Annotated in this window: 22 protein-coding genes and 12 tRNA genes; 6 read left to right on the forward strand and 28 right to left on the reverse strand. The window is 65.5% G+C overall.

The window, feature by feature from the left end:
- Positions 1-25: 25 nt before the first annotated feature.
- Genes V3B30_RS11550 through V3B30_RS11560 form a run of 3 tightly spaced genes read right to left on the reverse strand, consistent with a single transcriptional unit; the run spans position 26 to position 1,928 of the window.
- Positions 26-415, reverse strand: a complete 390-nt coding sequence (locus V3B30_RS11550) for a nuclear transport factor 2 family protein (RefSeq protein ID WP_262083173.1) — start codon at positions 413-415, stop codon at positions 26-28.
- On the reverse strand, positions 412-1,179 hold the full coding sequence (locus V3B30_RS11555; protein WP_100471446.1) for an MBL fold metallo-hydrolase: 768 nt from the start codon (positions 1,177-1,179) through the stop codon (positions 412-414). The genes V3B30_RS11550 and V3B30_RS11555 overlap by 4 nt, the downstream gene beginning before the upstream one ends.
- Positions 1,179-1,928, reverse strand: a complete 750-nt coding sequence (locus V3B30_RS11560; RefSeq protein ID WP_032958195.1) for a 3-deoxy-D-manno-octulosonic acid kinase — start codon at positions 1,926-1,928, stop codon at positions 1,179-1,181. The genes V3B30_RS11555 and V3B30_RS11560 overlap by 1 nt, the downstream gene beginning before the upstream one ends.
- 20 nt (positions 1,929-1,948) lie before the next feature.
- On the opposite strand from V3B30_RS11560, the gene V3B30_RS11565 reads away from it, so the two are divergent.
- Complete coding sequence (locus tag V3B30_RS11565) at positions 1,949-2,995, forward strand: glycosyltransferase family 9 protein (RefSeq protein WP_100471445.1); 1,047 nt, start codon at positions 1,949-1,951, stop codon at positions 2,993-2,995.
- 54 nt (positions 2,996-3,049) lie between these two features.
- Here the strand turns inward: V3B30_RS11565 and V3B30_RS11570 are convergent, their stop codons facing one another.
- Positions 3,050-3,454 (reverse strand): DUF6165 family protein, encoded by a 405-nt coding sequence (locus tag V3B30_RS11570; protein ID WP_100471444.1) that lies wholly within the window; start codon positions 3,452-3,454, stop codon positions 3,050-3,052.
- Between the two features lie 312 nt (positions 3,455-3,766).
- Positions 3,767-3,857: transfer RNA gene (locus V3B30_RS11575), tRNA-Ser, on the reverse strand.
- A gap of 164 nt (positions 3,858-4,021) precedes the next feature.
- Here V3B30_RS11575 and V3B30_RS11580 point away from each other — a divergent pair.
- Positions 4,022-4,726, forward strand: coding sequence for a PP2C family serine/threonine-protein phosphatase (locus tag V3B30_RS11580; protein ID WP_262083172.1), 705 nt, complete (start codon positions 4,022-4,024; stop codon positions 4,724-4,726).
- A 65-nt stretch (positions 4,727-4,791) separates the two neighbouring features.
- Here V3B30_RS11580 and dnaQ read toward each other — a convergent pair whose 3' ends face one another.
- Genes dnaQ through V3B30_RS11595 form a run of 3 tightly spaced genes read right to left on the reverse strand, consistent with a single transcriptional unit; the run spans position 4,792 to position 6,637 of the window.
- Positions 4,792-5,523, reverse strand: coding sequence for a DNA polymerase III subunit epsilon (gene dnaQ, locus V3B30_RS11585; RefSeq protein ID WP_100471442.1), 732 nt, complete (start codon positions 5,521-5,523; stop codon positions 4,792-4,794).
- Positions 5,524-5,527: 4 nt separating this feature from the next.
- Positions 5,528-5,980: a ribonuclease HI gene (gene rnhA, locus V3B30_RS11590; protein ID WP_005408275.1), complete on the reverse strand. Its 453-nt coding sequence runs from the start codon at positions 5,978-5,980 to the stop codon at positions 5,528-5,530.
- 12 nt (positions 5,981-5,992) lie between these two features.
- A complete protein-coding gene (locus V3B30_RS11595; RefSeq protein WP_262083171.1) occupies positions 5,993-6,637 on the reverse strand; it encodes a class I SAM-dependent methyltransferase in 645 nt (214 codons plus the stop codon).
- 11 nt (positions 6,638-6,648) lie between these two features.
- Here V3B30_RS11595 and gloB point away from each other — a divergent pair, with 11 nt between their 5' ends.
- A complete protein-coding gene (gene gloB, locus V3B30_RS11600; protein ID WP_262083170.1) occupies positions 6,649-7,413 on the forward strand; it encodes a hydroxyacylglutathione hydrolase in 765 nt (254 codons plus the stop codon).
- Positions 7,410-8,612 (forward strand): lytic transglycosylase domain-containing protein, encoded by a 1,203-nt coding sequence (locus tag V3B30_RS11605; RefSeq protein ID WP_262083169.1) that lies wholly within the window; start codon positions 7,410-7,412, stop codon positions 8,610-8,612. Before gloB ends, V3B30_RS11605 begins: the two co-directional genes overlap by 4 nt.
- 169 nt (positions 8,613-8,781) lie before the next feature.
- Here the strand turns inward: V3B30_RS11605 and V3B30_RS11610 are convergent, their stop codons facing one another.
- The 18 genes from V3B30_RS11610 to V3B30_RS11695 all read right to left on the reverse strand — a co-directional run bounded on the left by V3B30_RS11610 (position 8,782) and on the right by V3B30_RS11695 (position 19,987).
- Positions 8,782-10,737: a peptidyl-prolyl cis-trans isomerase gene (locus tag V3B30_RS11610; RefSeq protein ID WP_262083168.1), complete on the reverse strand. Its 1,956-nt coding sequence runs from the start codon at positions 10,735-10,737 to the stop codon at positions 8,782-8,784.
- 181 nt (positions 10,738-10,918) lie between these two features.
- A tRNA-Asp gene (locus tag V3B30_RS11615) sits at positions 10,919-10,995 on the reverse strand.
- A gap of 106 nt (positions 10,996-11,101) precedes the next feature.
- Positions 11,102-11,178, reverse strand: a tRNA-Asp gene (locus V3B30_RS11620).
- Between the two features lie 88 nt (positions 11,179-11,266).
- Positions 11,267-11,343, reverse strand: a tRNA-Asp gene (locus V3B30_RS11625).
- A gap of 82 nt (positions 11,344-11,425) precedes the next feature.
- Positions 11,426-11,502: transfer RNA gene (locus tag V3B30_RS11630), tRNA-Asp, on the reverse strand.
- 26 nt (positions 11,503-11,528) lie between these two features.
- Positions 11,529-11,603 (reverse strand) — tRNA-Val (locus tag V3B30_RS11635).
- Between the two features lie 11 nt (positions 11,604-11,614).
- Positions 11,615-11,887, reverse strand: coding sequence for an HU family DNA-binding protein (locus V3B30_RS11640; RefSeq protein ID WP_004146343.1), 273 nt, complete (start codon positions 11,885-11,887; stop codon positions 11,615-11,617).
- 219 nt (positions 11,888-12,106) lie between these two features.
- A complete protein-coding gene (gene lon / locus V3B30_RS11645) occupies positions 12,107-14,557 on the reverse strand; it encodes an endopeptidase La (protein ID WP_262083167.1) in 2,451 nt (816 codons plus the stop codon).
- Between the two features lie 142 nt (positions 14,558-14,699).
- Complete coding sequence (clpX, locus tag V3B30_RS11650) at positions 14,700-15,989, reverse strand: ATP-dependent Clp protease ATP-binding subunit ClpX (protein WP_004154600.1); 1,290 nt, start codon at positions 15,987-15,989, stop codon at positions 14,700-14,702.
- A gap of 126 nt (positions 15,990-16,115) precedes the next feature.
- On the reverse strand, positions 16,116-16,742 hold the full coding sequence (gene clpP / locus V3B30_RS11655; RefSeq protein ID WP_004146318.1) for an ATP-dependent Clp endopeptidase proteolytic subunit ClpP: 627 nt from the start codon (positions 16,740-16,742) through the stop codon (positions 16,116-16,118).
- 76 nt (positions 16,743-16,818) lie between these two features.
- Entirely contained in the window at positions 16,819-18,114 is a 1,296-nt protein-coding gene (tig, locus tag V3B30_RS11660; RefSeq protein WP_100471436.1) for a trigger factor, read from the reverse strand.
- Between the two features lie 189 nt (positions 18,115-18,303).
- Positions 18,304-18,388, reverse strand: a tRNA-Leu gene (locus V3B30_RS11665).
- A gap of 139 nt (positions 18,389-18,527) precedes the next feature.
- Positions 18,528-18,896 (reverse strand): hypothetical protein, encoded by a 369-nt coding sequence (locus V3B30_RS11670; RefSeq protein ID WP_262083166.1) that lies wholly within the window; start codon positions 18,894-18,896, stop codon positions 18,528-18,530.
- Between the two features lie 220 nt (positions 18,897-19,116).
- A tRNA-Lys gene (locus tag V3B30_RS11675) sits at positions 19,117-19,192 on the reverse strand.
- A gap of 196 nt (positions 19,193-19,388) precedes the next feature.
- Positions 19,389-19,464: transfer RNA gene (locus tag V3B30_RS11680), tRNA-Lys, on the reverse strand.
- A 79-nt stretch (positions 19,465-19,543) separates the two neighbouring features.
- Positions 19,544-19,620: transfer RNA gene (locus tag V3B30_RS11685), tRNA-His, on the reverse strand.
- 174 nt (positions 19,621-19,794) lie between these two features.
- Positions 19,795-19,871: transfer RNA gene (locus V3B30_RS11690), tRNA-Arg, on the reverse strand.
- 39 nt (positions 19,872-19,910) lie between these two features.
- Positions 19,911-19,987, reverse strand: a tRNA-Pro gene (locus V3B30_RS11695).
- 180 nt (positions 19,988-20,167) lie between these two features.
- Between V3B30_RS11695 and V3B30_RS11700 the strand changes: the two genes are divergently transcribed.
- Together V3B30_RS11700 and V3B30_RS11705 are read left to right on the forward strand one after the other, a co-directional pair.
- Complete coding sequence (locus tag V3B30_RS11700; RefSeq protein WP_262083165.1) at positions 20,168-20,926, forward strand: Bax inhibitor-1/YccA family protein; 759 nt, start codon at positions 20,168-20,170, stop codon at positions 20,924-20,926.
- Between the two features lie 92 nt (positions 20,927-21,018).
- Positions 21,019-21,639 carry a flavin reductase family protein gene (locus tag V3B30_RS11705; protein WP_100471433.1) on the forward strand — a complete coding sequence of 207 codons (621 nt, stop codon included), beginning with the start codon at positions 21,019-21,021 and terminating at the stop codon, positions 21,637-21,639.
- Between the two features lie 11 nt (positions 21,640-21,650).
- Here V3B30_RS11705 and V3B30_RS11710 read toward each other — a convergent pair whose 3' ends face one another.
- Together V3B30_RS11710 and V3B30_RS11715 are read right to left on the reverse strand one after the other, a co-directional pair.
- Entirely contained in the window at positions 21,651-22,403 is a 753-nt protein-coding gene (locus tag V3B30_RS11710; RefSeq protein WP_262083164.1) for a sulfite exporter TauE/SafE family protein, read from the reverse strand.
- 25 nt (positions 22,404-22,428) lie between these two features.
- Positions 22,429-23,337 carry a LysR family transcriptional regulator gene (locus tag V3B30_RS11715; protein ID WP_262083163.1) on the reverse strand — a complete coding sequence of 303 codons (909 nt, stop codon included), beginning with the start codon at positions 23,335-23,337 and terminating at the stop codon, positions 22,429-22,431.
- Positions 23,338-23,340 lie beyond the last annotated feature (3 nt).

Genomic DNA, 23,340 nt, shown 5'->3' on the forward strand with positions numbered 1-23,340 from the left:
CGTTCGTACCAGGCAACGCCCGCCGCTACCCTGCCTCGGGCGTTCCTTGGTGGAACACCATGCGCCATCCGTCCCCGTGCCGGCGCCACAGCGAACTGCGCAGCACCCAGCGTTGCGGCCGCCCATCGAGGTGATGGCGGCTGCGGTAGCGCACCTGGGCCAGGCCCTCGGCCAACAGCCGCACCGCGTACTGATCGGACTCGATCTGCACCTGCGCACGCTCCAACGGGATCTCCTGCAACGCGGCCGCACGGTCGTAGCATTGGCCGGAACTGCCGATCTCGCTGAAATCCTCATCCAGCAATGCCGCCAGTTGCTCACGGTCGGCCCGCACGTTTGGCGCATGCAGTGCACGCTCCAGCGCCTCCAGTTCGGCAGCCAGCGCCACATCGGCGGGCTGGCCGGTACCGCTCACGGCGGGTCCTGCGCCAGCACGTGCGGTGCGGTCGGGCTCGCCAGCGGCACGCACTGCCCCGGCTGCGCCACGCGGTGCCCACGCGCAGCCAGTGCCAGACCATCGGCTGCGCTGGCGTAGTGGTACAGCATCATCCGCGCCTGCAGTTCGGCGCTGTACTCACGCTCCAGATCGTCCACGCCGGTATGCGACGGATTGCCGTGCAGGCCGCAGTCGTGAGCGATCAGTTCGTTGTCGTTGGCAAAGCGGGCCAGCATCTCCGGAACCGGCCGGGTATCGCCGCTCCAGGTCAGCGCGCCCTGCAGGCGCAGGCCATAGGCGGTCTCCGGCCAATGGTGGCGCACCGGGAACACTTCCAGTCGCACGCCCTCATGCCAGAATGCCTCACCGACCACGATCAACTGGAAGGCATCCCAGAAGTTCGCACCGCCCTCGGCCAGCACGTTCGGGTAATCCCCGATGCGCTTGTGCAGCAGCGGCACCACCGTGGCGGGCACGTACAGGCGCACCTTGCCGCGTCGGTGCGCATTGAAGTAGGTGTCCACGAACAGGCGCTCGAAGCCGGCCACATGGTCCAGGTGCACGTGGGTGACGAACAGCGACTGCGGCATGTGCCCGTAGTGCGCCTTGAACGCGGTCAGGCCTTCGCCACCGCAATCGATGGTCAGCCACGGACGCCCCTCCCGCTCGATCACCGACATCGGCGACCCCAGCTCGACTGCCGACGCATTGCCGACGCCGAGGAAACGCAACGACCAGTCCATCAGGTGCCCCGGTTCCAGGCCATGTCATAGGCGCGGCGCAGCCGCGCGTAGTCCTTCTGCACATCTTCCACGCTGCGCTCGCCGCGCAGCTTGATCAGCGAGCGCAGCAGGCGCTTGAGATTGCGCTCTCGCCAGGCGGTCGCCGGGATGCGGATCACGCCGCGGTCGAAGTCGATCAGCCAGCCATGGCCACTGCCATCGAACAGGATGTTGTGCGCGTTGAGGTCGGCATGGTCCAGGCCGGCACGGTGGAAACGGGCGATCAAGCGCCCGGTCTCCTCCCAGGGGGCACCACGGCCGGCGACCAGCGCGCGGTCGGCCAGCGAGCGTACACCCTCGATCCGCTCCATCAGGATCGCCGCCCGGTAGCGCAGGCCCTCGCGCATGTAGAACGCGGCGATCGGCCGTGGCACCGGCAGCTTTTTCTCGCGCAGCGCCCGCATCAAGCGGAATTCGGCGAAGCTGCGGGTCCGGTCCGAGCCGCGCCAGAGGTACTGGTCGTGGCTGATACGGGCCGCCATGCCGCCGCGCAGGTAGTGGCGCAGCACGCTGGCACCGAACGGCGCATCGACGAACCAGGCACTGCCGCGGCCACCCTCGCCCACCGGCCGGGCCCTGCTGCCCCAGTGCTGGGGCGAGAACAGGCCGATCTCGGCTTGCCGCAGCCGCTCGCGGTCGAACAGAATGGCCCCGATGCCGCGACCCTCGCGGCATGGCGTCAGCGCTTCATTGGCGTCGAATGCGACCATTTCATTGAGTCTAACAACACATGGCATCAGCGTCCTCCTCCTTGTGCCTCCTGCGCCTGTCCGCACTTGGCGATGTCACCCACGTGGTGCCCCTGGTGCGCACCCTGCAGGCCGCGCGCCCGGACACGCCGATCCACTGGATCATCGACAAGGTCGGCCACAAGCTGCTCGACGGCCTCCCCGGCGTCACCTTCCATGCCTATGACAAGAAGAGCGGCATGGCCGGAGTCAAGGAACTGCGCAGGCAGCTGCCGCCGGGGCGCTTCGAAGCGCTGCTGCAGATGCAGGTCGCGTTCCGCGCCAACCTGCTGTCGGCCTTCATCCCGGCCGAGCGCCGCATCGGCTACGACCGCAGCCGCTCCAAGGACCTGCATGGGCTCTTCATCAACGAGCGCATCCCCGACCGTCCCGGCATCCATGTGCTCGATGCCATCGGCAGCTTCTGCGAACCACTGGGCCTGCGCCAGACCGGCGTCAGCTGGGACCTGGCCGTGCCGTCGTCCGCCTTCGAGTGGGCCGCCGCGCAGTGGCAGGACGATGGCCGCCCGGTGCTGATGATCTCGCCCTGTTCCAGCCACGTGCGCCGTAACTGGTATGCCGACCGCTACGCCGCAGTGGCCAACCATGCCGTCCAGCGCGGCTGGCAGGTGGTGCTGTGCGGTGGCCGCAGCGAACTGGAGCGCAGCATGGCCGACGCCATCCAGGCGCAACTGATCACACCGGCACTGGACCTGGTCGGCAAGGACACGCTCAAGCAGCTGCCTGCCCTGCTTGCCCGCGCCAACCTGGTGATGACGCCTGACTCGGGCCCGATGCACATCGCCAACGCGATGGGCACCAAGGTGCTGGGCCTGCATGCGGCCAGCAATCCAAACCGCAGTGGCCCGTACTCGGACCGCCGTTATTGCGTGGACCGTTACGACGACGCTGCGCGAAAGTACCTCGCCAAGCAGGCCACCGATCTGAAGTGGGGCACGAAGATCGAGTTCGACGATGTGATGGAACTGATCACCGTCGAAGACGGCATCGCCGCCTTCGAACGCTACGTGGCCGACCATCTGGGGTAAGCGGCGGGCGCCGTCCACGCATGGCGTGGACCTGCTGCATCGGCCCGCCCGGGATTACGCGCGCTGCGCGTAATCCTGATAGGACTTCTCTTCCACGTACGCCGAACCCAGCGCGAGGTTGATCGCCTTCTTGATGCGCGCGCGTTCGTCGTTGCGCAGGTAGACGCTGCGCGCCAGATCGATGAAAACCTGGTCGAACGCCTGTTCCTTTTCCTTCAGCCGGATGTCGTCCTCGATCTCCCACAGCTGCTCATTGACCGCCTTCAGCTCTGCACGCAGCTTGGCGATGTCCTTCACCGCGGCCGGGTGTGCCATCCAGGTCCGCTCAAGCGCCGACAGCTCCCTGCGCACATTGGCCAGCTTGCCCTCGTCGCTGATGCGCTCGGACTTGATCTGCAGGATCGAGATCTTGTCCAGCAGCTCGCCGAAAGAAACGGGGACGAGGATTTCAGCGGTCATGGGGAAAGCTCCAACAGGTGGTGCGTACATGGTAACCCGCAGCGTCCGGACGGATATGCCGGGTAGATCCACGCCATGCATGGATGAGCCTGCCAGCAGGAACAGCATCCACGCACCGCGCGGATCTCCCGTGATGCATCTGGAGGAACAAGCCCCTCTGCTGAGGGGCTGCCCCGACAGGGGCGGGGAGAGGCCGGCAAAGGGAGGGGCCCACAGGTTGCGCAGCAACGTGTGGGGCGACGCGCAGAGCGCGGCGCGTCCCGCGCCAGATAAAGAAAAAGGGCTGCCTTTCGGCAGCCCTTTTTCTTTATCTGGCGGAGAGGGGGGGATTCGAACCCCCGAGGCGCTATAAACGCCTGCCTGATTTCGAGTCAGGTACATTCAACCACTCTGCCACCTCTCCGGGTGGTCCCCGGCGGACCGGGGACGCGCATCATACGAGGAAGTGAGGCCGACGACAAGTCATCCCGGTCAATGAAGTGAAAATTTCCTGGGTGCATGCCTTGCCGGATGCCTGCAGCCCCCCGATGATGCCTGTCTCCCCAGCAATACCCGCCCCCGCACACCATGATCGAATTCGGACATCTCACCCACCCCGGCCTGCGCCGCGAGCTCAACGAGGACACCTACTACGGTGACAGCGAGCTGGCCCTGTGGCTGGTGGCCGATGGCATGGGCGGCCACGCCTGCGGCGAAGTCGCCAGCGCGCTGGCGCGTGAAACCATCGTGCGCGAGATCCGCGCTGGCGCGCCGCTGGCCCACGCCATCCGTACCGCCGACGAAGAGATCATCCGTGCCTCGCGGCGGCGCAACGACACACTGCCGATGGGTACCACCGTGGTCGCCGCACGCGTGCAGGGCAATCGCTATGAAGTGGCATGGGTCGGCGACAGCCGTGCCTACCTGTGGCGTGACGGCCAGCTGGCACAGCTCAGCCAGGATCACAGCGTGGTGCAGGAACTGGTCGCTCAGGGCAACCTGACTGCCGAACAGGCACGCGCCCATCCGCATCGCAACGTGGTCACCCAGGCGCTGGGCGTCACCGATCCGGCACACCTGAACGTGGCCACCACCAGCGGTGAGCTGCGCCCCGGCATGCAGCTGCTGCTGTGCAGTGATGGCCTGACCGAGGAAGTGGACGACCGCGGCATCGCCCGCACCCTCGCCTTCGAAGATGCAAGCGCGCAGGAATGCGTGGACACGCTGGTCGCCGCCGCGCTCGACGGTGGTGGCCGCGACAACATCAGCGTGATCCTGGTGCGCTGCCACTGAATGGCGTAATCCGGTAGCGCCAGGCCATGCCCGGCGAGAATCCGCCGGATACCGGATCCCATCGTTTACGCGCTGGCGGCTTCTTCCACCTTCGGGCCATCCCACAGCGCGTGGCCGGCCTTCTTGCGCAGCCGTTCCAGCCGCGCGGCATGCGCTTCCAGCTCCGACGGCGTCGCCACCACGCGCGGGCGCGGCAGCAGCTTGCTGGTATCGAAGGCCTGCAGCGCCGCCCCGGTGCCGCCCCCATCGTCATCGCCCAGGCCGAAGCCGATCTCTTCCTGGCCTGAAGTCAGTGCGATGTAGACGTCGCCCAGGATCTGCGCATCGAGCAGGCCGCCGTGCAGCGCACGGTGCGAATTGTCCACGCCCAGTCGCTTGCACAGCGCATCCAGCGAATTGCGCTGGCCCGGAAAGCGCTCGCGCGCCATCACCAGGGTATCGATCACCGTGCAGCGGTCGGTGATCCTGCCGTACTGCGGGCCCAGCAGCGACAGCTCGTTGTCAAGAAAGCCCAGGTCGAACGCCGCGTTGTGGATGATCAGTTCGGCGCCATCGATGAACGCCAGGAACTCGTCGGCGATCTGCGCGAAGTCCGGCTTGTCAGCCAAGAACTCCAGGGTCAGCCCGGTGACTTCCTGCGCGCCCTGTTCGAACTCGCAGTCCGGCTTGATGTACTGGTGGTAGTTGTTGCCGGTCGGGCGGCGCTTGAACAGCTCCACGCAGCCGATTTCGACGATGCGGTTGCCCTTCTTCCATTCCAGGCCGGTGGTTTCGGTATCGAGGATGATCTGACGCATGGGCTCAGTTTACCGGGCTGGCGTCGCGGATCTGGATGGCCGCATTGCGCGCCAGCGTATCCACCCGCTCGTTGTCCGGGTCACCGGAGTGGCCCTTCACCCAGCGCCAGTCGATCTGGTGCCGCAGCGTGGCCGCATGCAGGCGCTCCCACAGCTCGCGGTTCTTTACCGGGTCGCCGCCGGCGGTCTTCCAGTTCTTGCGGATCCAGCCGGGCATCCACTGGGTCAGGCCCTGCCGCACATACTGCGAATCGGTGTAGAGCACGATGTTGCACGGCTCGGTCAGCGTCTCCAGCCCGGAGATGGCCGCCATCAGCTCCATCCGGTTGTTGGTGGTGTGCGCTTCGCCACCGCTCAGTTCGCGCTCGTGGCCCTTGTAGCGCAGCAGCGCAGCCCAGCCACCGGGGCCGGGATTGCCAAGGCAGGAACCGTCGGTGTGGATTTCGATGGTTTTCAATACAACTCCAGATCAGGTAACAACGGTGCCGTGCCAACGCACCGGCAACGGTTTCGGCCCGGGCAGGGCCAGCGTGCGCTTTTCAGCATGGAACAGGCAGGCCGCGCGCAGCGGCGCCCAACCGCCCGGGCGACGGCTGCCAGCGCCGCGCCAGAGTGGGCCGAGGTAACGCATATCGTCGCACTCCAGCCCGTGGCGGCCGAGCAGCAGGCGGATCCGCTGCGGCGTGCGCACCACCAGGCCATGCTGGCGCCAGTGCGTGCGGTAGGGGCTGAACGGATTGAGGCTGCTCAGCCATAGGTGGCCGCCGGGCATCAGCACGCGCTCGCACTCGTCCAGCAGCTGGTCGGCATCGCCCGTGGTGACATGCTGCAGCACGACCGCGTTGACGCTCTCGTTGGCCAGCGGCAGCGGCAGCGCGCAGCGGGTATCGCCGGCATAGCCCTGTCCCTGACGGAACAGGCGCAGGCCGCGCCCGCCCAGCTGCGCATCGTCCAGCCAGGCGGCACTTGGTGCGATCCACAGCCAGGGCTGCGTCGGCAGGACAGACAGCTGCGGCAGCAGCAACTGCCGCTCTAGCACGCGCAAGGAGTCCGCCGGTTCAGTGTCGAACCACGGGGTCTGGCTCGCTTGACGGGTGCTCTGCAGCGCGGGCATGGTCCAATTCTATGCGACTGACTGCCCTGCCCGCATTTGCGGACAACTACATCTGGACGTTGATCGACGACGCTGGCGCCGCCGTGGTCGTCGATCCCGGCGATGCCGCGCCGGTGCTGGCGCTGGCCGATCAGGGCCTGCGCGTGGACACGATCCTGCTCACCCATCATCACGATGACCACATCGGTGGCGTGCCCGCGCTGCACGCACGTTTTCCCGGTGTACGGGTCATCGCGCCCGTCGAAGAGCGCATCCCCATGGCAACCGAACGGGTCGGCGAAGGTGAACGCGTTCAGGCACTGGGCCGGACGTTCCACGTACTATCCGTGCCCGGGCATACCCGCAGCCACATCGCGTTTCACACTGCTGAACATCTTTTCAGCGGAGATTCGTTGTTCAGCCTGGGCTGTGGGCGCCTGTTCGAAGGTACGCCGTCCCAGCTTCTGGCATCGATGCGCAAGCTGGGTACCTTGCCCGCGCAACTGCTGCTTTGTTGCGCCCACGAGTACACCGTGTCAAATGCCGTCTTCGCGCGGCATGTCGACCCCGCCAACGCTGCCCTGTGGCAGCGCCAAGAGGAGGCTTTGGCCATGCGCCGCGATGACCGTTCCACCCTGCCGGTAACCCTGGCCAACGAATTGGACTGCAATCCGTTCCTGCGTGTGCACACTGCGCCGATCCGCGCGGCAGTGTCGGCGCACCTGGGCCGCGACGTCGTTGACGACGTCGACGTCATGGCCGGCCTCCGGCACTGGAAAGACGGCTTCCGCGCATGATGCGCCGAAGTCTGCCGCTGGCCCTGGGCCTGGTCCTGGGGCTGGCCGGAACCGCCGGCGCGCAGTCGCTGGGCGCCGGCATCAGCCAGAACCTGACCGCTGCTGCGGCGCTGCCGCTGGATCCGGCCGCGTTGCCGGCTGCCTCCGTGCGCAATGGCCAGGAGATCTTCTCCAGCTTCCGCGACGGCCTGGCCGAACCCACCTGCGACGCAGAGGCCACCAGCCCGCGCTGGCAGAAGCAGTTCGCCCACGCCCCGTCGCGCCTGGCCAACCAGGATGACGATGCGCTGGTGCTGTTCGGCTACGTGGTCGAAGAGCTGCGCAAGGCCAACCTGCCTACCGAATTCGCACTGATTCCGTTCGTGGAAAGCGGCTATCGGCCCAACGCCCGCAACGGCAGCGGCCCGACCGGCCTGTGGCAGTTCATCGCCACCACCGCGCGCAACCATCGCGTACCCATGGCCAACGGCTACGACGGCCGCCTGTCGGCGGTCGATTCGACCCAGGCCGCAGTGCGCTACCTGAAGACCCTGCACGGCATGTTCGGCGGCGACTGGCGCTTGGCCACCATGGCCTACAACGCCGGCGAGTACCGCGTGCTGCAGTCGCTGCGCAAGGCCGGCATGAACGCACAGAACGCCAAGCCGTCCGCGCTGCCCGGCCTATCGCCGGTCACCTATGCCTATGTCGAGAAGCTGCATGCCCTGGCCTGCGTGCTGGAAGACGTGGAAGACCAACCCGGCGTGATGGCCTCGCTCGACCGCACCGTGCCGGTGCTGAAGGACCACACTCTGCCGGCTGGCACCAGCGTCCAGCAGTGGGCCGCACAGCGCGCCCTGGACCCGGCCAGGATCGCCCGCCTGAACCCTGCCCTGGCGGGCGGTGGCCGCGCCTCGTCAGGCACTACCCGCGTGCTGGCACCGGTCTCGGCCGCCAATGCGACTGCCGCCGAAGCGGCCACTGCACTGGTGGCCAGCGCCGCACCGGCTGCCGCCGCCACGCCAACGCCGCAGGTCGCCAGGACCGTCGCCGCGATTGCCGATCGTCCGCGCAGCCGCCGCCACACCGTGCGAGATGGCGAGTCGGCCTGGACCATCGCCCGCCGCTACGGCATGCCGGTCAAGGCCCTGCTGTCGCTGAACGGGCTGAGCGGCAGCAGTGTGCTGAAGCCGGGCGCGGTACTGCGCGTCGAAAACTGACGGCCGGCGCGGTCCCCCCGCGCGCACGCCTTCCTGCTGCGCCGGGCCCATGCTCGGCTTTTTCACGGCTGCGCCCGGCAGATGCAGTCCAGCAAGCTCGACTCTACATAGGCACGTAAAAAAAAGGCCCGGCATTGCCGGGCCTTTCTCATGGATGCAGCCGCAAGGCTTACAGGTTCGCTTCGGTGGTCTGGACCACGAACTTCCTGCGCATCGCCTCGATGTAGGCCTTGGCCGCGGCCATGCCGTCGATCTGGCTCAGCTGTTCCTTCAGCTGCTTCTGCTGCTCGGCGGTCACTTCCTTGATGTCGCCCGGATTGACCTTGTTCACCGCGAACAGCAGCGCGTGGCCATTGACGTCGACCTTGCCATAGCTCGGCTTGCCTTCGGCCGGTACCGGCGCACTGAAGATCGCGCGGTTGATTTCCGGGGTCGGCACCGGCTGGCTGCGCGGCAGACCCGGCATCGGGCTCAGCTGCAGCTTCTCGCTGGCAGCCAGCGACTGCAGGGCGGCGCCTGCCTTCAGCTTGGCCAGGATGGCATCGGCGGCCTTGTCGCTGGCCTGGCGCTGGCGGTCAGCGCGGATGGCGGCGATCACCTGCTCACGGGCCTTTTCCAGCGGCAGGGCCTGTTCCGGGGTGTGCGCAGCCACGCGGATGACCACGCTGTGGTTGGTCGCGCCACCCAGGGCGATCGGGTCGCTGGCGGTACCGTCCTGCACCAGCACGTCGGAGAAGGCAGCACGCAGCACAGCCGGGTCAGCGGCAATGCCACTGGCGGTCGCGCGGGTGATCGGGCCGAGCGTCTGCAGCGGCAGGTTCACTTCCTTGGCCGCAGCGGCCAGGTCGCTCGGGCTCTTGTTGATGGCATCGACCAGGTGACCGGCCAGCTCGTTGAAGCCACGCTCACCGTCCGCCTTCAGCTGCTCGGCGGCCAGCGTGTCACGCACTTCCTCGAACGACTTGCCCTGGCCACCGCGCACAGCGGCCACCTTGATGATGTGGTAACCGAACTCGGTCTTCACCGGGCCGATCACGTCACCGGCCTTGGCCGCAAACAGCGCGTCCTCGAACGGCTTCACCATTGCACCGCGCTCGACCCAGCCCAGGTCACCGCCCTGGTCCTTGGAGCCTGGATCTTCCGAATTGGCCTTGGCCAGCGCGCCGAAATCGGCACCAGCGGCCTTGGCTTCGGCCGCGAGCTTGTTCGCCTTGGCTTCGGCGCCGTCACCGGTGATCAGGATGTGCGAAGCCTGGCGCTGCTCCGGCGAGGTGAACTTCGCCTTCTCGTCTTCATAGCGCTTGCGCAGGGTCGCTTCATCGGCCGCCGTCGGTGCCGGCAGGTTCGCGCCATTGATCTCGACGTATTCCAGCGACACGCTCTCGGCCTGGCGGAAATCCTTGCCATGGCTGTCGTACCACTTCTTGATCTGCTCATCGGTGACCGGTGCGGTATCAGCCGGCACGGGCGGCAACGCGGCCAGCTCGACGTCGCGGGTTTCGCCCAGCAGCTTCAGCAGGCGCTCGGTCTCAGCCTGGGTGACGAAGCCCGAGCTCTGCAGGCCCGACGGGATCACCGACTGCTGCAGGCTCTCACGCACCAGTTCCTGGAACTGGGTCGGCGTACGCGGCGGGTTGCCGCCGGCCAGGGCCAGGCGATAGTTGTTCTCGTTGAACTTGCCGTTCGAATCGAGGAACGCCGGCATGGTCGCAATGTATTCACGCACCGCACCGTCGCCGATCACCACGCCCGCCTGCTCACCGACCAGGCGCACGACCTGCTCGTCGATCAGCTGGTCGAGCACGGCCATCTTGTTCTCGGTGCTCTCGAACGCGCGCGGGTCGAAGTTGTCGCCCTGCTGCTGGCGCTCACGCATGCGCTCCTGCTCGAAACGCGTGCGGAAATCCTGCGAGCTGATCTCATGGTGCTGCCACAGCATGCGCACCGGCCACCACGACGGCGCCGAACGCCACCAGGTCGGCGGCGCGGAAACCTTGGCCACGTTCTGTGCGCCAACGCCACCGAGGTAGCTGTTGTCGATCACGAACAGGAACGGAATCATCAGCAGCCCCAGGATCACGGTGACGATCCAGCCTGAGGTCTTGTCGCGGAGTTTCTGCAGCATGGTGAGGAATCACAAGGCCTGATTGGCGAGCCCGGCAGTGTAACCCGCTTCGCCGCAGGGACCAAAAGCACCAGCGGCGTGGCCTGCGCCCACCACCGCCGGCGCGCGCCACCCACGCATCGGCACCCTCCGGCGCAACGCAAAGAAAAAGCCCCCGGCTTGCGCCGAGGGCTTTTGAAGTTGGCGGAGCGGACGGGACTCGAACCCGCGACCTCCGGCGTGACAGGCCAGCATTCTAACCAGCTGAACTACCGCTCCGCGCTGAAACTTTGCAGGCGCCCAGTATATCCGAAGATTCCCTGAAAACCCAGCCCGATGAACACTTTTTTCAAAGTTTTTTCACAGGGACTTAAGAATTCTGCAATGGCGGAGCGGACGGGACTCGAACCCGCGACCTCCGGCGTGACAGGCCAGCATTCTAACCAGCTGAACTACCGCTCCGTTCTTGCAAAAACCTTTTCGCCTTGCCCCCAAACCTGCCGGGGGAGAAGACAAGGCCCCCAGCTTTCGGCCGGGGGCCTCGATGCAATGGCGGAGCGGACGGGACTCGAACCCGCGACCTCCGGCGTGACAGGCCAGCATTCTAACCAGCTGAACTACCGCTCCACAGTGTTGCTTTTTTGCTTTCAGCCGGCCTGGGCCAGGGAGAAAACAAAGCCTCCAGCTTTTGGCCGGAGGCCTCGTTGAATGGCGGAGCGGACGGGACTCGAACCCGCGACCTCCGGCGTGACAGGCCAGCATTCTAACCAGCTGAACTACCGCTCCACACTCAAACTTTTACCGCGGTGCTGTGGTGGGTGCTGAGGGTTTCGAACCCCCGACCCTCTCCGTGTAAAGGAGACGCTCTACCGCTGAGCTAAGCACCCCAGCGAGCCGCTTAGTTTACAGCATCCTTCAGGGCCTTACCAGCCTTGAACGACGGATTCTTCGAAGCAGCGATCTTGATGGTGTCGCCGGTCTTCGGGTTGCGGCCGGTGCGGGCAGCACGGTCGCGGACCTGGAAGGTACCGAAGCCAACCAGGGTGACCGCATCGCCGTCCTTCAGCGCCTTGGTGACGGCGGCAACGACGGCATCGACAGCGCGGCTGGACTCGGCCTTGGTCAGGTCTGCAGCTTCAGCAACGGCATCGATCAATTCGGTCTTGTTCATTCTCTACAACTCCTTTGGCGGTGGGTTCCGCTTATTCGACAGGGAAGCAACCGCACACGCTCTGCATGCGGCCGCCATGTGGAAACGGTTCGCCGAATTCAGTGATCGCCCGACTGCGATCACCCATTCGCGAGTGCTGCTTTTATACCAGTGGCCCTACCCCCACGCAAGCTGGAAAGCCAGCAACGACGCGGGTTTCAAGCCATTGGACAGCGCGCGTCAATGCTTGACGCGCGCGTTTCCACTCGGTTTGGCCTTGCTGCGCACCGTGACACGTTGCGCACTCTTGCGCGCCTTCTTCGGTGCCAGCGGACGCTCCAGCGCCAGGTCCAGGACTTCTTCGATGTACTTCACCGGCACGATCTTCAGATCGCGGGTGACGTTGGCCGGGATGTCGGCCAGGTCCTTGCGGTTCTCTTCCGGAATGATGACCGTACGGATGCCGCCACGCAGTGCGGCCAGCAGTTTCTCCTTCAGGCCACCGATGGCGGTGACGCGACCACGCAGGGTAATCTCGCCGGTCATCGCCACGTCGGCACGCACCGGCACCTTGGTCAGCATCGACACCAGCGACGTCACCATCGCCGCGCCGGCACTCGGGCCGTCCTTCGGCGTGGCGCCATCGGGCACGTGCAGGTGCACGTCGTGCTTCTGCAGGAAGTCGCTGTCGATGCCAAAGCCCACGGCGCGCGAACGCACCACCGACAGCGCCGCCGAGGCCGATTCCTTCATCACGTTGCCGAGCTGGCCGGTCAGGATCAGCTGGCCCTTGCCTGGCACCAGCGTCGATTCGATCTGCAGCAGATCACCACCGACTTCGGTCCAGGCCAGGCCGGTGACCAGGCCGATCTCGTTTTCTTCTTCGGCGCGGCCGAAGTCGAAGCGACGCACGCCCAGATACTTGTCCACGTTCTTGCCGGACACGTTCACCAGCGCCCTGGACTTCTTCGCACCCTTCTTCGCCTTCACCGGCTGCGGGCCGGCCAGCGCGATCTCCTTCACCACCTTGCGGCAGATCTTGGCGATCTCGCGCTCCAGGTTGCGCACGCCCGATTCACGCGTGTAATAGCGCACGATGTCCTGGATCGCATCACTGCCGATCTCCAGCTCTTCCGGCTGCAGGCCGTTGGCCTTGATCTGCTTGGGCACCAGGTAACGGGCGGCGATGTTGAGCTTCTCGTCCTCGGTGTAGCCCGGGATGCGGATCACTTCCATGCGGTCCAGCAGCGGGCCCGGAATGTTGAGCGAGTTCGAGGTGGCCACGAACATCACTTCGGACAGGTCCAGGTCCACTTCCAGGTAGTGGTCGTTGAACGCGTTGTTCTGCTCCGGATCAAGCACTTCCAGCAGCGCCGACGACGGATCGCCACGGAAGTCCATCGACATCTTGTCGATCTCATCGAGCACGAACAGCGGGTTCTTGCTGCCGACCTTGTTCAGGTTCTGCACGATGCGGCCCGGCATCGAACCGACGTAGGTGCGACGGTGGCCACGGATCTCGGCCTCATCACGCACGCCGCCCAGCGACATGCGCACGAACTTGCGGTTGGTGGCCTTGGCGATGGACTGGCCCAGCGAGGTCTTGCCCACGCCCGGCGGCCCGACCAGGCACAGGATCGGCCCCTTCATCTGCTTCACGCGCGACTGCACTGCCAGGTATTCAAGGATGCGTTCCTTGACCTTTTCCAGGCCGTAGTGGTCCGCATCAAGCGTATCCTGCGCAGCCTTCAGGTCCTTGCGCACCTTGCTTCGCTTCTTCCACGGCACGCCCAGCAGCCATTCCAGGTAGTTGCGCACGACCGCGGCTTCAGCCGACATCGGCGACATCTGCTTGAGCTTGTTCAGTTCGTTGCGCGCCTTGGCTTCAACCGCCTTCGGCATGCCCGCTTCGGCGATCTTCCGGGCCAGCTCTTCCAGTTCGCCCGGCGCGTCGTCCAGGTCACCCAGTTCCTTCTGGATGGCCTTCATCTGTTCGTTGAGGTAGTACTCGCGCTGGCTCTTCTCCATCTGCGACTTCACGCGGCCGCGGATGCGCTTCTCCATCTGCTGCACATCGATCTCGCCATCGACCAGGCCGACCAGCATCTCCAGGCGGTCACCGACGGCCAACGTCTCCAGCAGGCGCTGCTTGTCGGCCAGGCGCACGCTGATGTGCGCGGCGATGGTGTCGGCCAGGCGGGCCGGCTCATCGATGCCCGACAGGGTCTGCAGCAGTTCCGGCGGCAGCTTGCGGTTGGTCTTCACGTACTGCTCGAACAGCGACATCAGCGAGCGGGCAATCGCCTCGACCTCGCGCGTTTCACGCTCGTCGGTGGCGTCGATCTCCACGGCCTGGCCGTGCAGCGAGCCGTTGCGCTCGTCGACGTGGGTAACCTGCACGCGTGACAGGCCCTCGACCAGCACCTTGATGGTGCCGTCGGGCAGCTTCAGCAGCTGCAGCACCTGCGCCAGCGTACCGACCTGGTAGAGGTCGGCCGCGTGCGGGTCGTCGGTCTCGGCCGACTTCTGCGCCAGCAGCAGGATGCGCTTGTCCGCTTCCATCGCCTGTTCGAGCGCGTGCATCGACTTGTCACGGCCGACGAACAGCGGGATGACCATGTGCGGGAACACCACTACGTCGCGCAGCGGCAGGACCGGCAGGTCGAGGGTTTCACTTGGGGAACGGGCCATGGGGGCTCCAGGGAAGGGGAAAACCGCCTCCGGGAGGGCATCTTCCGGAGACAAAAAAAGCCGATGGTCCCGTTATGGGGCCATCGGCTTTCAGATGCAAGGCGTTCGTTTAAAGTCCTTTCCAATCAACAACCTGGAAGGATCACTCGGCGCCTGCGGCCTTCTGTTCAGGGGCCGCCGGGGTCTGGTAGATCAGGTACGGCTCGGACTTGTGCTCGATCACCGACTCGTCCACCACCACCTTGCTGACGTTCTCCTGCGACGGGAGGTCGTACATGGTGTCCAGCAGGACCGATTCGACGATGGTGCGCAGGCCGCGGGCGCCGGTCTTGCGCTTGAGCGCCTTCCTGGCGATGGCCGACAGCGCGTCCGGACGGAACTCCAGCTCGACGTTCTCCATCTCGAACAGCTTCTTGAACTGCTTGGTGATGGCGTTCTTCGGCTCGGTCAGGATCTTGATCAGGGCCGGCTCGTCCAACTCCTCCAGGGTCGCCACCACCGGCAGGCGGCCGACGAACTCCGGAATCAGGCCGAACTTGATCAGGTCTTCCGGCTCGACTTCGGCCAGCACCTTGCCCACTTCCTGCTTGCGCTCGCTGCTCTTCACCTTGGCGCCGAAGCCGATGCTGCCGACGTCGGTGGAACGGGCCTGGATCACCTTGTCCAACCCGGCGAACGCGCCACCGCAGATGAACAGGATGTTCTTGGTGTCCACCTGCAGGAATTCCTGCTGCGGATGCTTGCGGCCGCCCTGCGGCGGAACGCTGGCCACGGTGCCTTCGATCAGCTTCAGCAGGGCCTGCTGCACGCCTTCGCCGGAAACATCGCGGGTGATCGACGGGTTCTCGCTCTTGCGCGAGATCTTGTCGATTTCATCGATGTAGACGATGCCCTGCTGCGCCTTCTCGACGTCGTAGTCGCACTTCTGCAGCAGCTTCTGGATGATGTTCTCCACGTCCTCGCCCACGTAACCGGCTTCGGTCAGCGTGGTGGCGTCGGCCATGGTGAACGGCACGTTGAGCAGGCGGGCCAGGGTCTCGGCCAGCAGCGTCTTGCCCGAACCGGTCGGCCCGACCAGCAGGATGTTCGACTTCGCCAGTTCGACGTCGTCGTTCTTCTGCCGGCTCTCGATGCGCTTGTAGTGGTTGTACACGGCCACGGCCAGGGTGCGCTTGGCGCGGTTCTGGCCGATCACGTACTGGTCGAGAACCTCAAGGATCTCGCGCGGCTTGGGCAGCGAACTGCGCGCCGACTGCGCCTTTTCCTCGAGTTCCTCACGGATGATGTCGTTGCACAGCTCCACGCACTCATCGCAGATGAATACGCTCGGACCCGCAATCAGCTTGCGCACTTCATGCTGGCTCTTACCGCAGAAAGAGCAGTAGAGGATCTTGCCGGTGTCCGTGGAACGACCTTGGCGGTCTTCGCTCATGCTTCGCTTACCCAGTTACCCCACCCGCTGAACGGGGGTTCGATTCGAGAATAGCACAGGGCCGAGGGGACACCAGTCCCGCCCGACCCTGCAGGAACGGGGCCTCCATGGCCCCGTGAAGGCCGGTCAACCGGCCTGGATCGACTCATCCGGACGACGCTCCAGGACCTGGTCGACCAGACCGTAGGCCTGCGCCTCGAAGGCGCTCTTGAAGTTGTCGCGTTCGGTATCCCGCGCGATTGTCTCCAGTGACTGGCCGGTGTGCTTGGCCAGCACTTCGTTCAGGCGCGAACGCAGGGTCAGGATCTCGCGCGCGTGGATGTCGATGTCGGTGGCCTGGCCCTGGTAGCCACCCAGCGGCTGATGGATCATCACGCGCGAATTCGGCAGCGCATAGCGCTTGCCGGCTTCGCCCGCGGCCAGCAGCAGGGCGCCCATCGAGGCGGCCTGGCCGATGCAGGTGGTGCTCACATTCGGCTTGATGTACTGCATGGTGTCGTAGATCGCCATGCCGGCGGTGACCACGCCACCCGGCGAGTTGATGTAGATGTTGATGTCCTTTTCCGGGTTTTCCGATTCCAGGAACAGCAACTGCGCCACCACCACGTTGGCCATGTGATCGTCGATCGGCCCCACGAGGAAGATCAGGCGCTCCTTCAACAGGCGCGAATAGATGTCGTAGGCACGCTCGCCGCGGCTGGTCTGCTCGACCACCATCGGAACCAGGTTCAGGGCTTTGGTTCGGTTGTCCATTACGTGAGGTACCTATCTTGGGGGGCAACAACCCCGCGCCGGCAAAGGCGCGGGGCATCCGGTGATCCGCCCGGGCTTACTGGCGGATCGCGTCCTGGAACGACAGCTTCTCTTCGGTGTGCTGGGCACGCTCGGCGATCCAGTCGATCACCTGCTCTTCCATCACACGGTTCTGCAGGCCAGACATCAGCTGGGGGTCGTTGCGGTACATCTCAATGACCTGTTCCGGCTCTTCGTAGGTTGAAGCGATCAGACGCATCGTTTCGTTCAGGCGCTTGGCTTCCAGGCGCAGGTCGTTGATGCGGGCCACTTCACCGACCAGCAGGCCGACCAGCACGCGCTTGGCGGCAGCGTCCTTGAAGCCTTCATGGGCATCGGCCGGGATTTCGCCGACGTTCTGGCCGTTGCGGCGGATCTGCTCGACCTGCTGGGCCAGCATGGCGCGGGCTTCGTTCTCGACCAGGCGCGGCGGCATTTCCACCGACGAATAGGCGGCGATCAGCTGCTCGCCCACTTCGCGGCGCAGGCGGTTCATCAGAGCACCCTTCAGCTCGCGCTCCAGGTTGGCACGGATGTCGCTGCGGAACTGCTCGACGTCGCCGCCCTTCACGCCGAAGCTCTTGATGAAGGCTTCGTCGACCGCCGGCACGACCGGCTCGGACACTTCGGCGACCTTGACGGTGACCTGCACGGTCTTGCCGGCCAGCACCGGCACGCGCCAGTCAGCCGGGAACTCGACGTCCAGGGTCTTTTCTTCGCCCTTGGCCAGGCCGACCAGGCCCTTTTCGATGGTGTCGAACATCATGCCCTGGCCGAGCACGATCGAACCCTTCTCGGTGCCTTCGGCCGGCAGGCGCTCTTCGCCGGCCTGCGACCAGGTTTCCACCGCGACCAGGTCACCGTCCTGCGCGCCACGGCTGACCGGGGCCCAGGTACGACGCTGGTTCTGCAGGTTCTCGATCATCTGGTCGATGTCGGCGTCGGTGATCTCGGCGCTGTGGCGCACGACGGTCAGCTTGCTGACGTCGATGTCGCCGAAGTCCGGCACCACTTCCACGGTGGCCACGAAGGAGAATTCACCCTCGTCGCCCTTGTCGATGCGCGGGCTGCCGACGATGCGCAGGTCGTGCTCACGCACGGCGGCATCGAAGGTTTCGCGCAGCAGGCCGTCCAGCGCCTCGCCACGGACCTGCGCGCCAAAGCGCTGCTCGATCACCTTGGCCGGCACCTTGCCCGGACGGAAACCCTTGATGCGGGTGGTACGGGCGATTTCGCCCAGACGGCCGACGATATGGCTCTGCAGACGGTCTTCCGGCAGCGAGAAGCTCAGGCGGCGTTCCAGGTTGCCGGTGGATTCGATCGAAGCTTGCATGTTGACTCCTGCCACCGGTGGCCCAGGCCCCCGGCTCGATGATTGGGATGAAACGGTTGTAAGGACACGACGTCTGGGACGCGCCTGCTTGCCGCAGCCCTTTAGTTTCGCCCAATTCGGCCTGCACTGCCAGCGCGTGCCGGTCAAGGGGGCGCAGATGGCCCGATCAGGGCGGGGACAGGCCGGCACTGGTGCGAAAGGGGGGACTCGAACCCCCACGCCTTGCGGCACTGGAACCTAAATCCAGGGCGTCTACCAATTCCGCCACTTTCGCGTGGCCGGCACAGGCGCTCATTGTCGCAGGCGGCGACTGGAATCGGAAGGCCTGCACAAAGCTGAATCCACCGCACTCCGCGCCATTGCTGCATCGCAGCCGCCCCGGCGGGTGCGCGACCCGCCGGGAGGGCTGCAGCTTACCGCTGCGGCACGGCGCGGGCCGGCGCCATGCCTGTGCCAGACTCAACGGCTGCATCCACCTTCCGGACTTCCACGCCCCCATCGTCGGTACGACGCAGGGCCACCGACTCCGGCGCAGCCTTGCGCACATCCATCGAATAGTCCGCATTGCGCTGCACCTCGACCGCGTCGGGCAGGACCTCCCCCTCCGCGGGCTGGGCCGGCTGCATCTGCAGGGCGTCACCGACCGGGCGCGCCGGAATGCTCTCCGCGCCCGCATCGCGCTCGACGGTCTGCGCGGGATCATTGCCCGGCGCGCAGGCCGCCAGTGCCATCAAGGCGAAGGGAACCCACAGCGTGCGGTGCAATCGAGTGATCTCAGCCATCAACATCTTCCTTCGTGCATGCGCCATCGGCGCGGAAGATTCATTGGGTGCGATGCAGGAGGCGATGCGGTGAGAAGCAGTGCACAGCATTGAAAACAACGATGGCGCATATGCCCCAGATTTCAGCATCGCTTCAGTAGTTCCACGGCATGCGTGGATGAAGCACAACCCAGCGTACAGGCAAGAAAAAAGCCACTTGGCGAACCAAGTGGCTTTCGTCTGGTGGGCTGTCAAGGATTCGAACCTTGGACCTATTGATTAAGAGTCAACTGCTCTACCAACTGAGCTAACAGCCCGAAATCGGGGCGCGAATTATGACCCGATCCGCTCGGTGGGTGCAAGCACTTTCTTCAACATCGTTGAAACCAGCACTGCGATCCCGCTGCGTTGCGGATCCACGCCACGCGGGGTTCTGCAACGTGTGGCCCGTCGAAACGAAAGGGTCACACCTATAAGAAAAAAGCCACCTGGCATACCAGGTGGCTTCTGTCTTGGTGGGCCGTCAAGGATTCGAACCTTGGACCTATTGATTAAGAGTCAACTGCTCTACCAACTGAGCTAACGGCCCGTGAAACTCAGACGCACATTGTAGCGTGCTTTCTGTTTATTGCAATACCGTTTCGGCAGCGCCGATGCGGTTCAATCAGTGGGGTGGCTGAGGGGATTCGAACCCCCGACCACCGGAATCACAATCCGGTACTCTAACCAACTGAGCTACAGCCACCACTGAAACTTTCGTTCACCCGCCGATGCCACTGGCGGTGGAACCTCAAATCTTTGCCTGGAGACTGTCACCGAAGTTCCGGTCCGCCGAAGCGAGTGCGATATTCTGGTGGAGTCTTTACGCTTTTGCAAGCACTTCTTCACATCCGCCGATACGATCCCGCTGTCTCGCCGATGGCGCGCCCGACAGGAATCGAACCTGTAACCGCCGGCTTAGAAGGCCGGTGCTCTATCCAGTTGAGCTACGGGCGCCCGAACCGGAACGGTGTCCAATCCGACGTGACGTGGGATTGGTCGGGGTAGAGGGATTCGAACCCCCGACATCCTGCTCCCAAAGCAGGCGCGCTACCAGACTGCGCTATACCCCGGTCTTGCAATCCCCTCGGGTCAGGCCCGCGGAGTCGTTCATTGTCGCCAAGCACATCGCGAACTGTCAACGCAGGCGGTGCCGACCCGAAGTCTGCCACAGCGCCGTGCGTGGTCATCAGCTATGCTCGCGGTCATCGGCCGGATGGCCGTCCCGACCCTCATTCGCACGGAGAATACGCATGCGCAGCGGCAACCCGGCTCTTTCCGAGTCGACCTTCCTCGACCTCGCCAGCGGCTCGGTGGTGACCAGCCCCGACCAGGTGATGACCCTCAACGGCACCGCCAACAAGACCGGCATCCTGCTGTTGTTGGCCGTGCTGACCGCGGCGTTCGCCTGGAGCCAGTCGGTCGACGAGTACGGCCAGATTTCCGGCAGCGCAAGCCTGTACGCCATCGGTGGCGCGATCGGCGGCCTGGTGCTGGCGCTGATCACCATCTTCAAGAAGGAATGGTCGCCGGTCACCGCGCCGATGTACGCGCTGGTCGAAGGCCTGTTCCTGGGCGCCGTGTCCGCACTGTTCAACATGAAGTACCCGGGCATCGTGTTCCAGGCGGTGCTGCTGACTTTCGGTACCCTGGCCGCACTGCTGTTCGCATACCGCAGCGGCGTGATCAAGGCCACCGAGAACTTCAAGATGGGCGTGGTCGCCGCCACCGGCGGCATTGCCCTGCTCTACCTGGCTTCGTTCGTGCTGGGCTTCTTCAACATCAATGTGCCGGTGATCCACGACTCCAGCTGGCTGGGCATCGCCTTCAGCCTGTTCGTGGTGGTGGTGGCCGCGCTGAACCTGGTGCTGGACTTCGACTTCATCGAAACCGGCGTAGCCCAGCGCGCACCGAAGTACATGGAGTGGTATGGCGCATTCGGCCTGATGGTGACCTTGGTCTGGCTGTACGTGGAATTCCTGCGCCTGCTGTCGAAGATCCAGCAGCGCTGAATCCAGCCGCGCCGAGAACGACAAGCCGCGACCCGCAAGGGTCGCGGTTTTTTTTGGAGTCGAGCACGCTCGACACTACTGAACCCCGCCCCATGCCCGACACCTTCCACAGCTACCGCCCGGCAGAGGGCCACCGACTGCCGCATGATCCGTTCAACGCCATCATCGGCCCGCGCCCGATCGGCTGGATCTCCAGCCACGATGCAGACGGCACGTTGAACCTGGCGCCGTACAGCTTCTTCAACGCCTTCAACTACACCCCGCCGATCATCGGCTTCTCCAGCCAGGGCCGCAAAGATTCGCTGCGCAACATCCAAGCGACCGGCGAGTTCGTCTGGAACCTGGCCACGTTCGACCTGGCCGAGGCCATGAACGAAAGCTGCCGCGCGGTCGCCCCGGACGTCGACGAGTTCGCCCTCGCCGGCCTGACTCCGCTGGCATCCACCCAGGTCGCGCCACCACGTGTTGCACAGAGCCCGGTGAGCATGGAATGCCGCTGCACCCAGATCGTGCGCCTGCGCGACGCCGCCGGCCAGGACACCAACGGCTGGCTGGTGCTGGGCGAGGTGGTCGCGGTGCATATCGATGCCCGATTGCTGGTCGAAGGCGTCTACGACACTGCGGCGGCGGCCCCGATCCTGCGCGGCGGCGGGCCCGCCGACTACTTCCGCATCGGCGCCGAACAGCGCTTCCGCATGTTCCGTCCGGCCTGACGCTCAACCGGTTACGGGCGCGCCAGCAGCAACGGCAGCGACGACGCCAGCAATGCGATGCCCGAGGCGGTCAACAGGCTCAGCACGACCTGCCGGAACCGCAGCTCGCTGATGCCGATGTAGACACGCGCCCCCAACAGGGTCGGCACCAGCATGGCCGGTGCCACGATGGCGAAGTACGGCAGCATCTGCCGGCTCACCAGTCCGCTGCCGACATAGGTGGCCATGGTCACTGCCAGCATCGCCAGATTGAAGTTCTGGATGACCGCGCGCTGCTCGTCCTTGCCGAAGCCACGCAGCGTGCTCCACAGCGTCGGCACCGGTCCGGCGAAACCGCCGATGCCACTGAGAACGCCACCGGCCATGCCGGCGATCGCGTCACCGATACGACCACCCACGCGGATCGGCGGCAACGAGCGCGCCATCAGCATCACCGGGCACCACAGCGCAAGGAAGCCGCCCAGCAGCGCCTTGAACCAGTCCATGTCCAGCTGCGGCAACACCATCACGCCCAGCGGAATGCCCGCCAGCCCACCCAGCACGAACGGCAGCAGCAGGCGCAGATTGAATCCACGCCGCACGGTGAACACTGCCACCAGCTGACCCACCAGCGCGCCGAACACCGACAGCGTGGCGGCCAGTCGCGGCTCCAGCCCCCATGCCCAGAACGACATCGCCACCATGCCGAAAGCGAAACCGGACAGGCCCTGCACGAATCCGGCGACGATCGCCCCGAGCGCGACCAGCAGATACACCGACTCCATCACCACCTCGGTTGCAGCCGCGCGGCTACCCTGCCGCGCTCACCTGTGCAGCGTAGTGCGCCGCGAGATGCTCGACCAGCGCACGTACCTTGGGCGCCAGCGCGCGTGCATGCGGATACAGCGCGAAGTAGCGTCGTTGGCCGGCATGCCAGGCCGGCAGCACGCGGATCAAACGGCCGGCGCGCAGATCCTCCTGCACGGTCAGCGCGGTGAACAGGCTGATGCCCATGCCGGCCAGCGCGGCGGCGTACAGTGCGGGCGTGGCATCCACGCGCAGGCGCTGCCCGGCTTCGACGCTCGCGGTTGCGCCGCGCGGCCCCTGCAACTGCCAGGGCGGCATTGACGGCGTGGGACTGAAACCCAGCAGCGTGTACTGTGCCAGGTCCGCTGCCTGCCGCGGCAGGCCGTGGCGCGCCAGGTAGGCTGGTGCGGCGACCAGGATGCGCGGGCAGCTGGCCAGTTCGCGCGCGACCAGCTGGCTGTCCGGCAATGAAGCCGCAATGCGCAGGGCCAGGTCGAAACCACCGCCCACTACATCGACCAGCTGATCATCTGCCGACAGGTCCAGCGTGACCTGCGGGTAACGCTGCAGGAACGACGGCAGCCAGTGCGGCAGCTCCTGGCTGGCCACCACCTGCGGCACGCTGATCCGCACGCTGCCACTGGGCTGCGCCTGCCCGGCACGGGCACGGTCGTCGGCTTCCTGCAGGCGATCCAGCAGCGTCGCCGCCTCACGGTAGTAATCGCGCCCGGCCTCGGTCAACGACAGCCGACGGCTGTTGCGATCGAGCAGGCGCACCTGCAGGTGTTCTTCCAACTGCCGCAGTTGCCGCGACATCGCCGAGTGGGTGGTCCCCAGGCGTTCGGCGGCCGCAGTAAAGCTGCCGGCGTCGACGATGGCGCGCAGCGCACGCAGGGCGGCGAAGTGATCCATCGG

The organism is Stenotrophomonas sp. SMYL41 (assembly GCF_036319965.1).
GTDB classification, from domain to species: domain Bacteria; phylum Pseudomonadota; class Gammaproteobacteria; order Xanthomonadales; family Xanthomonadaceae; genus Stenotrophomonas; species Stenotrophomonas maltophilia_R.

Excerpts from the sequence above, each read along its gene's own strand:
- V3B30_RS11580 (WP_262083172.1), top strand. The coding sequence starts at position 4,022 with ATGATCGAATTCGGACATCTCACCCACCCCGGCCTGCGCCGCGAGCTC.
- lon (WP_262083167.1), bottom strand. The coding sequence starts at position 14,557 with ATGGCCCGTTCCCCAAGTGAAACCCTCGACCTGCCGGTCCTGCCGCTG.
- V3B30_RS11560 (WP_032958195.1), bottom strand. The coding sequence starts at position 1,928 with ATGGTCGCATTCGACGCCAATGAAGCGCTGACGCCATGCCGCGAGGGT.
- V3B30_RS11710 (WP_262083164.1), bottom strand. The coding sequence starts at position 22,403 with ATGGAGTCGGTGTATCTGCTGGTCGCGCTCGGGGCGATCGTCGCCGGA.
- V3B30_RS11570 (WP_100471444.1), bottom strand. The coding sequence starts at position 3,454 with ATGACCGCTGAAATCCTCGTCCCCGTTTCTTTCGGCGAGCTGCTGGAC.
- V3B30_RS11565 (WP_100471445.1), top strand. The coding sequence starts at position 1,949 with ATGGCATCAGCGTCCTCCTCCTTGTGCCTCCTGCGCCTGTCCGCACTT.
- clpP (WP_004146318.1), bottom strand. The coding sequence starts at position 16,742 with ATGGACAACCGAACCAAAGCCCTGAACCTGGTTCCGATGGTGGTCGAG.
- tig (WP_100471436.1), bottom strand. The coding sequence starts at position 18,114 with ATGCAAGCTTCGATCGAATCCACCGGCAACCTGGAACGCCGCCTGAGC.
- dnaQ (WP_100471442.1), bottom strand. The coding sequence starts at position 5,523 with ATGCGTCAGATCATCCTCGATACCGAAACCACCGGCCTGGAATGGAAG.
- gloB (WP_262083170.1), top strand. The coding sequence starts at position 6,649 with ATGCGACTGACTGCCCTGCCCGCATTTGCGGACAACTACATCTGGACG.
- V3B30_RS11670 (WP_262083166.1), bottom strand. The coding sequence starts at position 18,896 with ATGGCTGAGATCACTCGATTGCACCGCACGCTGTGGGTTCCCTTCGCC.
- V3B30_RS11605 (WP_262083169.1), top strand. The coding sequence starts at position 7,410 with ATGATGCGCCGAAGTCTGCCGCTGGCCCTGGGCCTGGTCCTGGGGCTG.
- V3B30_RS11595 (WP_262083171.1), bottom strand. The coding sequence starts at position 6,637 with ATGCCCGCGCTGCAGAGCACCCGTCAAGCGAGCCAGACCCCGTGGTTC.
- V3B30_RS11610 (WP_262083168.1), bottom strand. The coding sequence starts at position 10,737 with ATGCTGCAGAAACTCCGCGACAAGACCTCAGGCTGGATCGTCACCGTG.
- V3B30_RS11715 (WP_262083163.1), bottom strand. The coding sequence starts at position 23,337 with ATGGATCACTTCGCCGCCCTGCGTGCGCTGCGCGCCATCGTCGACGCC.
- clpX (WP_004154600.1), bottom strand. The coding sequence starts at position 15,989 with ATGAGCGAAGACCGCCAAGGTCGTTCCACGGACACCGGCAAGATCCTC.
- V3B30_RS11555 (WP_100471446.1), bottom strand. The coding sequence starts at position 1,179 with ATGGACTGGTCGTTGCGTTTCCTCGGCGTCGGCAATGCGTCGGCAGTC.
- V3B30_RS11640 (WP_004146343.1), bottom strand. The coding sequence starts at position 11,887 with ATGAACAAGACCGAATTGATCGATGCCGTTGCTGAAGCTGCAGACCTG.
- V3B30_RS11700 (WP_262083165.1), top strand. The coding sequence starts at position 20,168 with ATGCGCAGCGGCAACCCGGCTCTTTCCGAGTCGACCTTCCTCGACCTC.
- V3B30_RS11705 (WP_100471433.1), top strand. The coding sequence starts at position 21,019 with ATGCCCGACACCTTCCACAGCTACCGCCCGGCAGAGGGCCACCGACTG.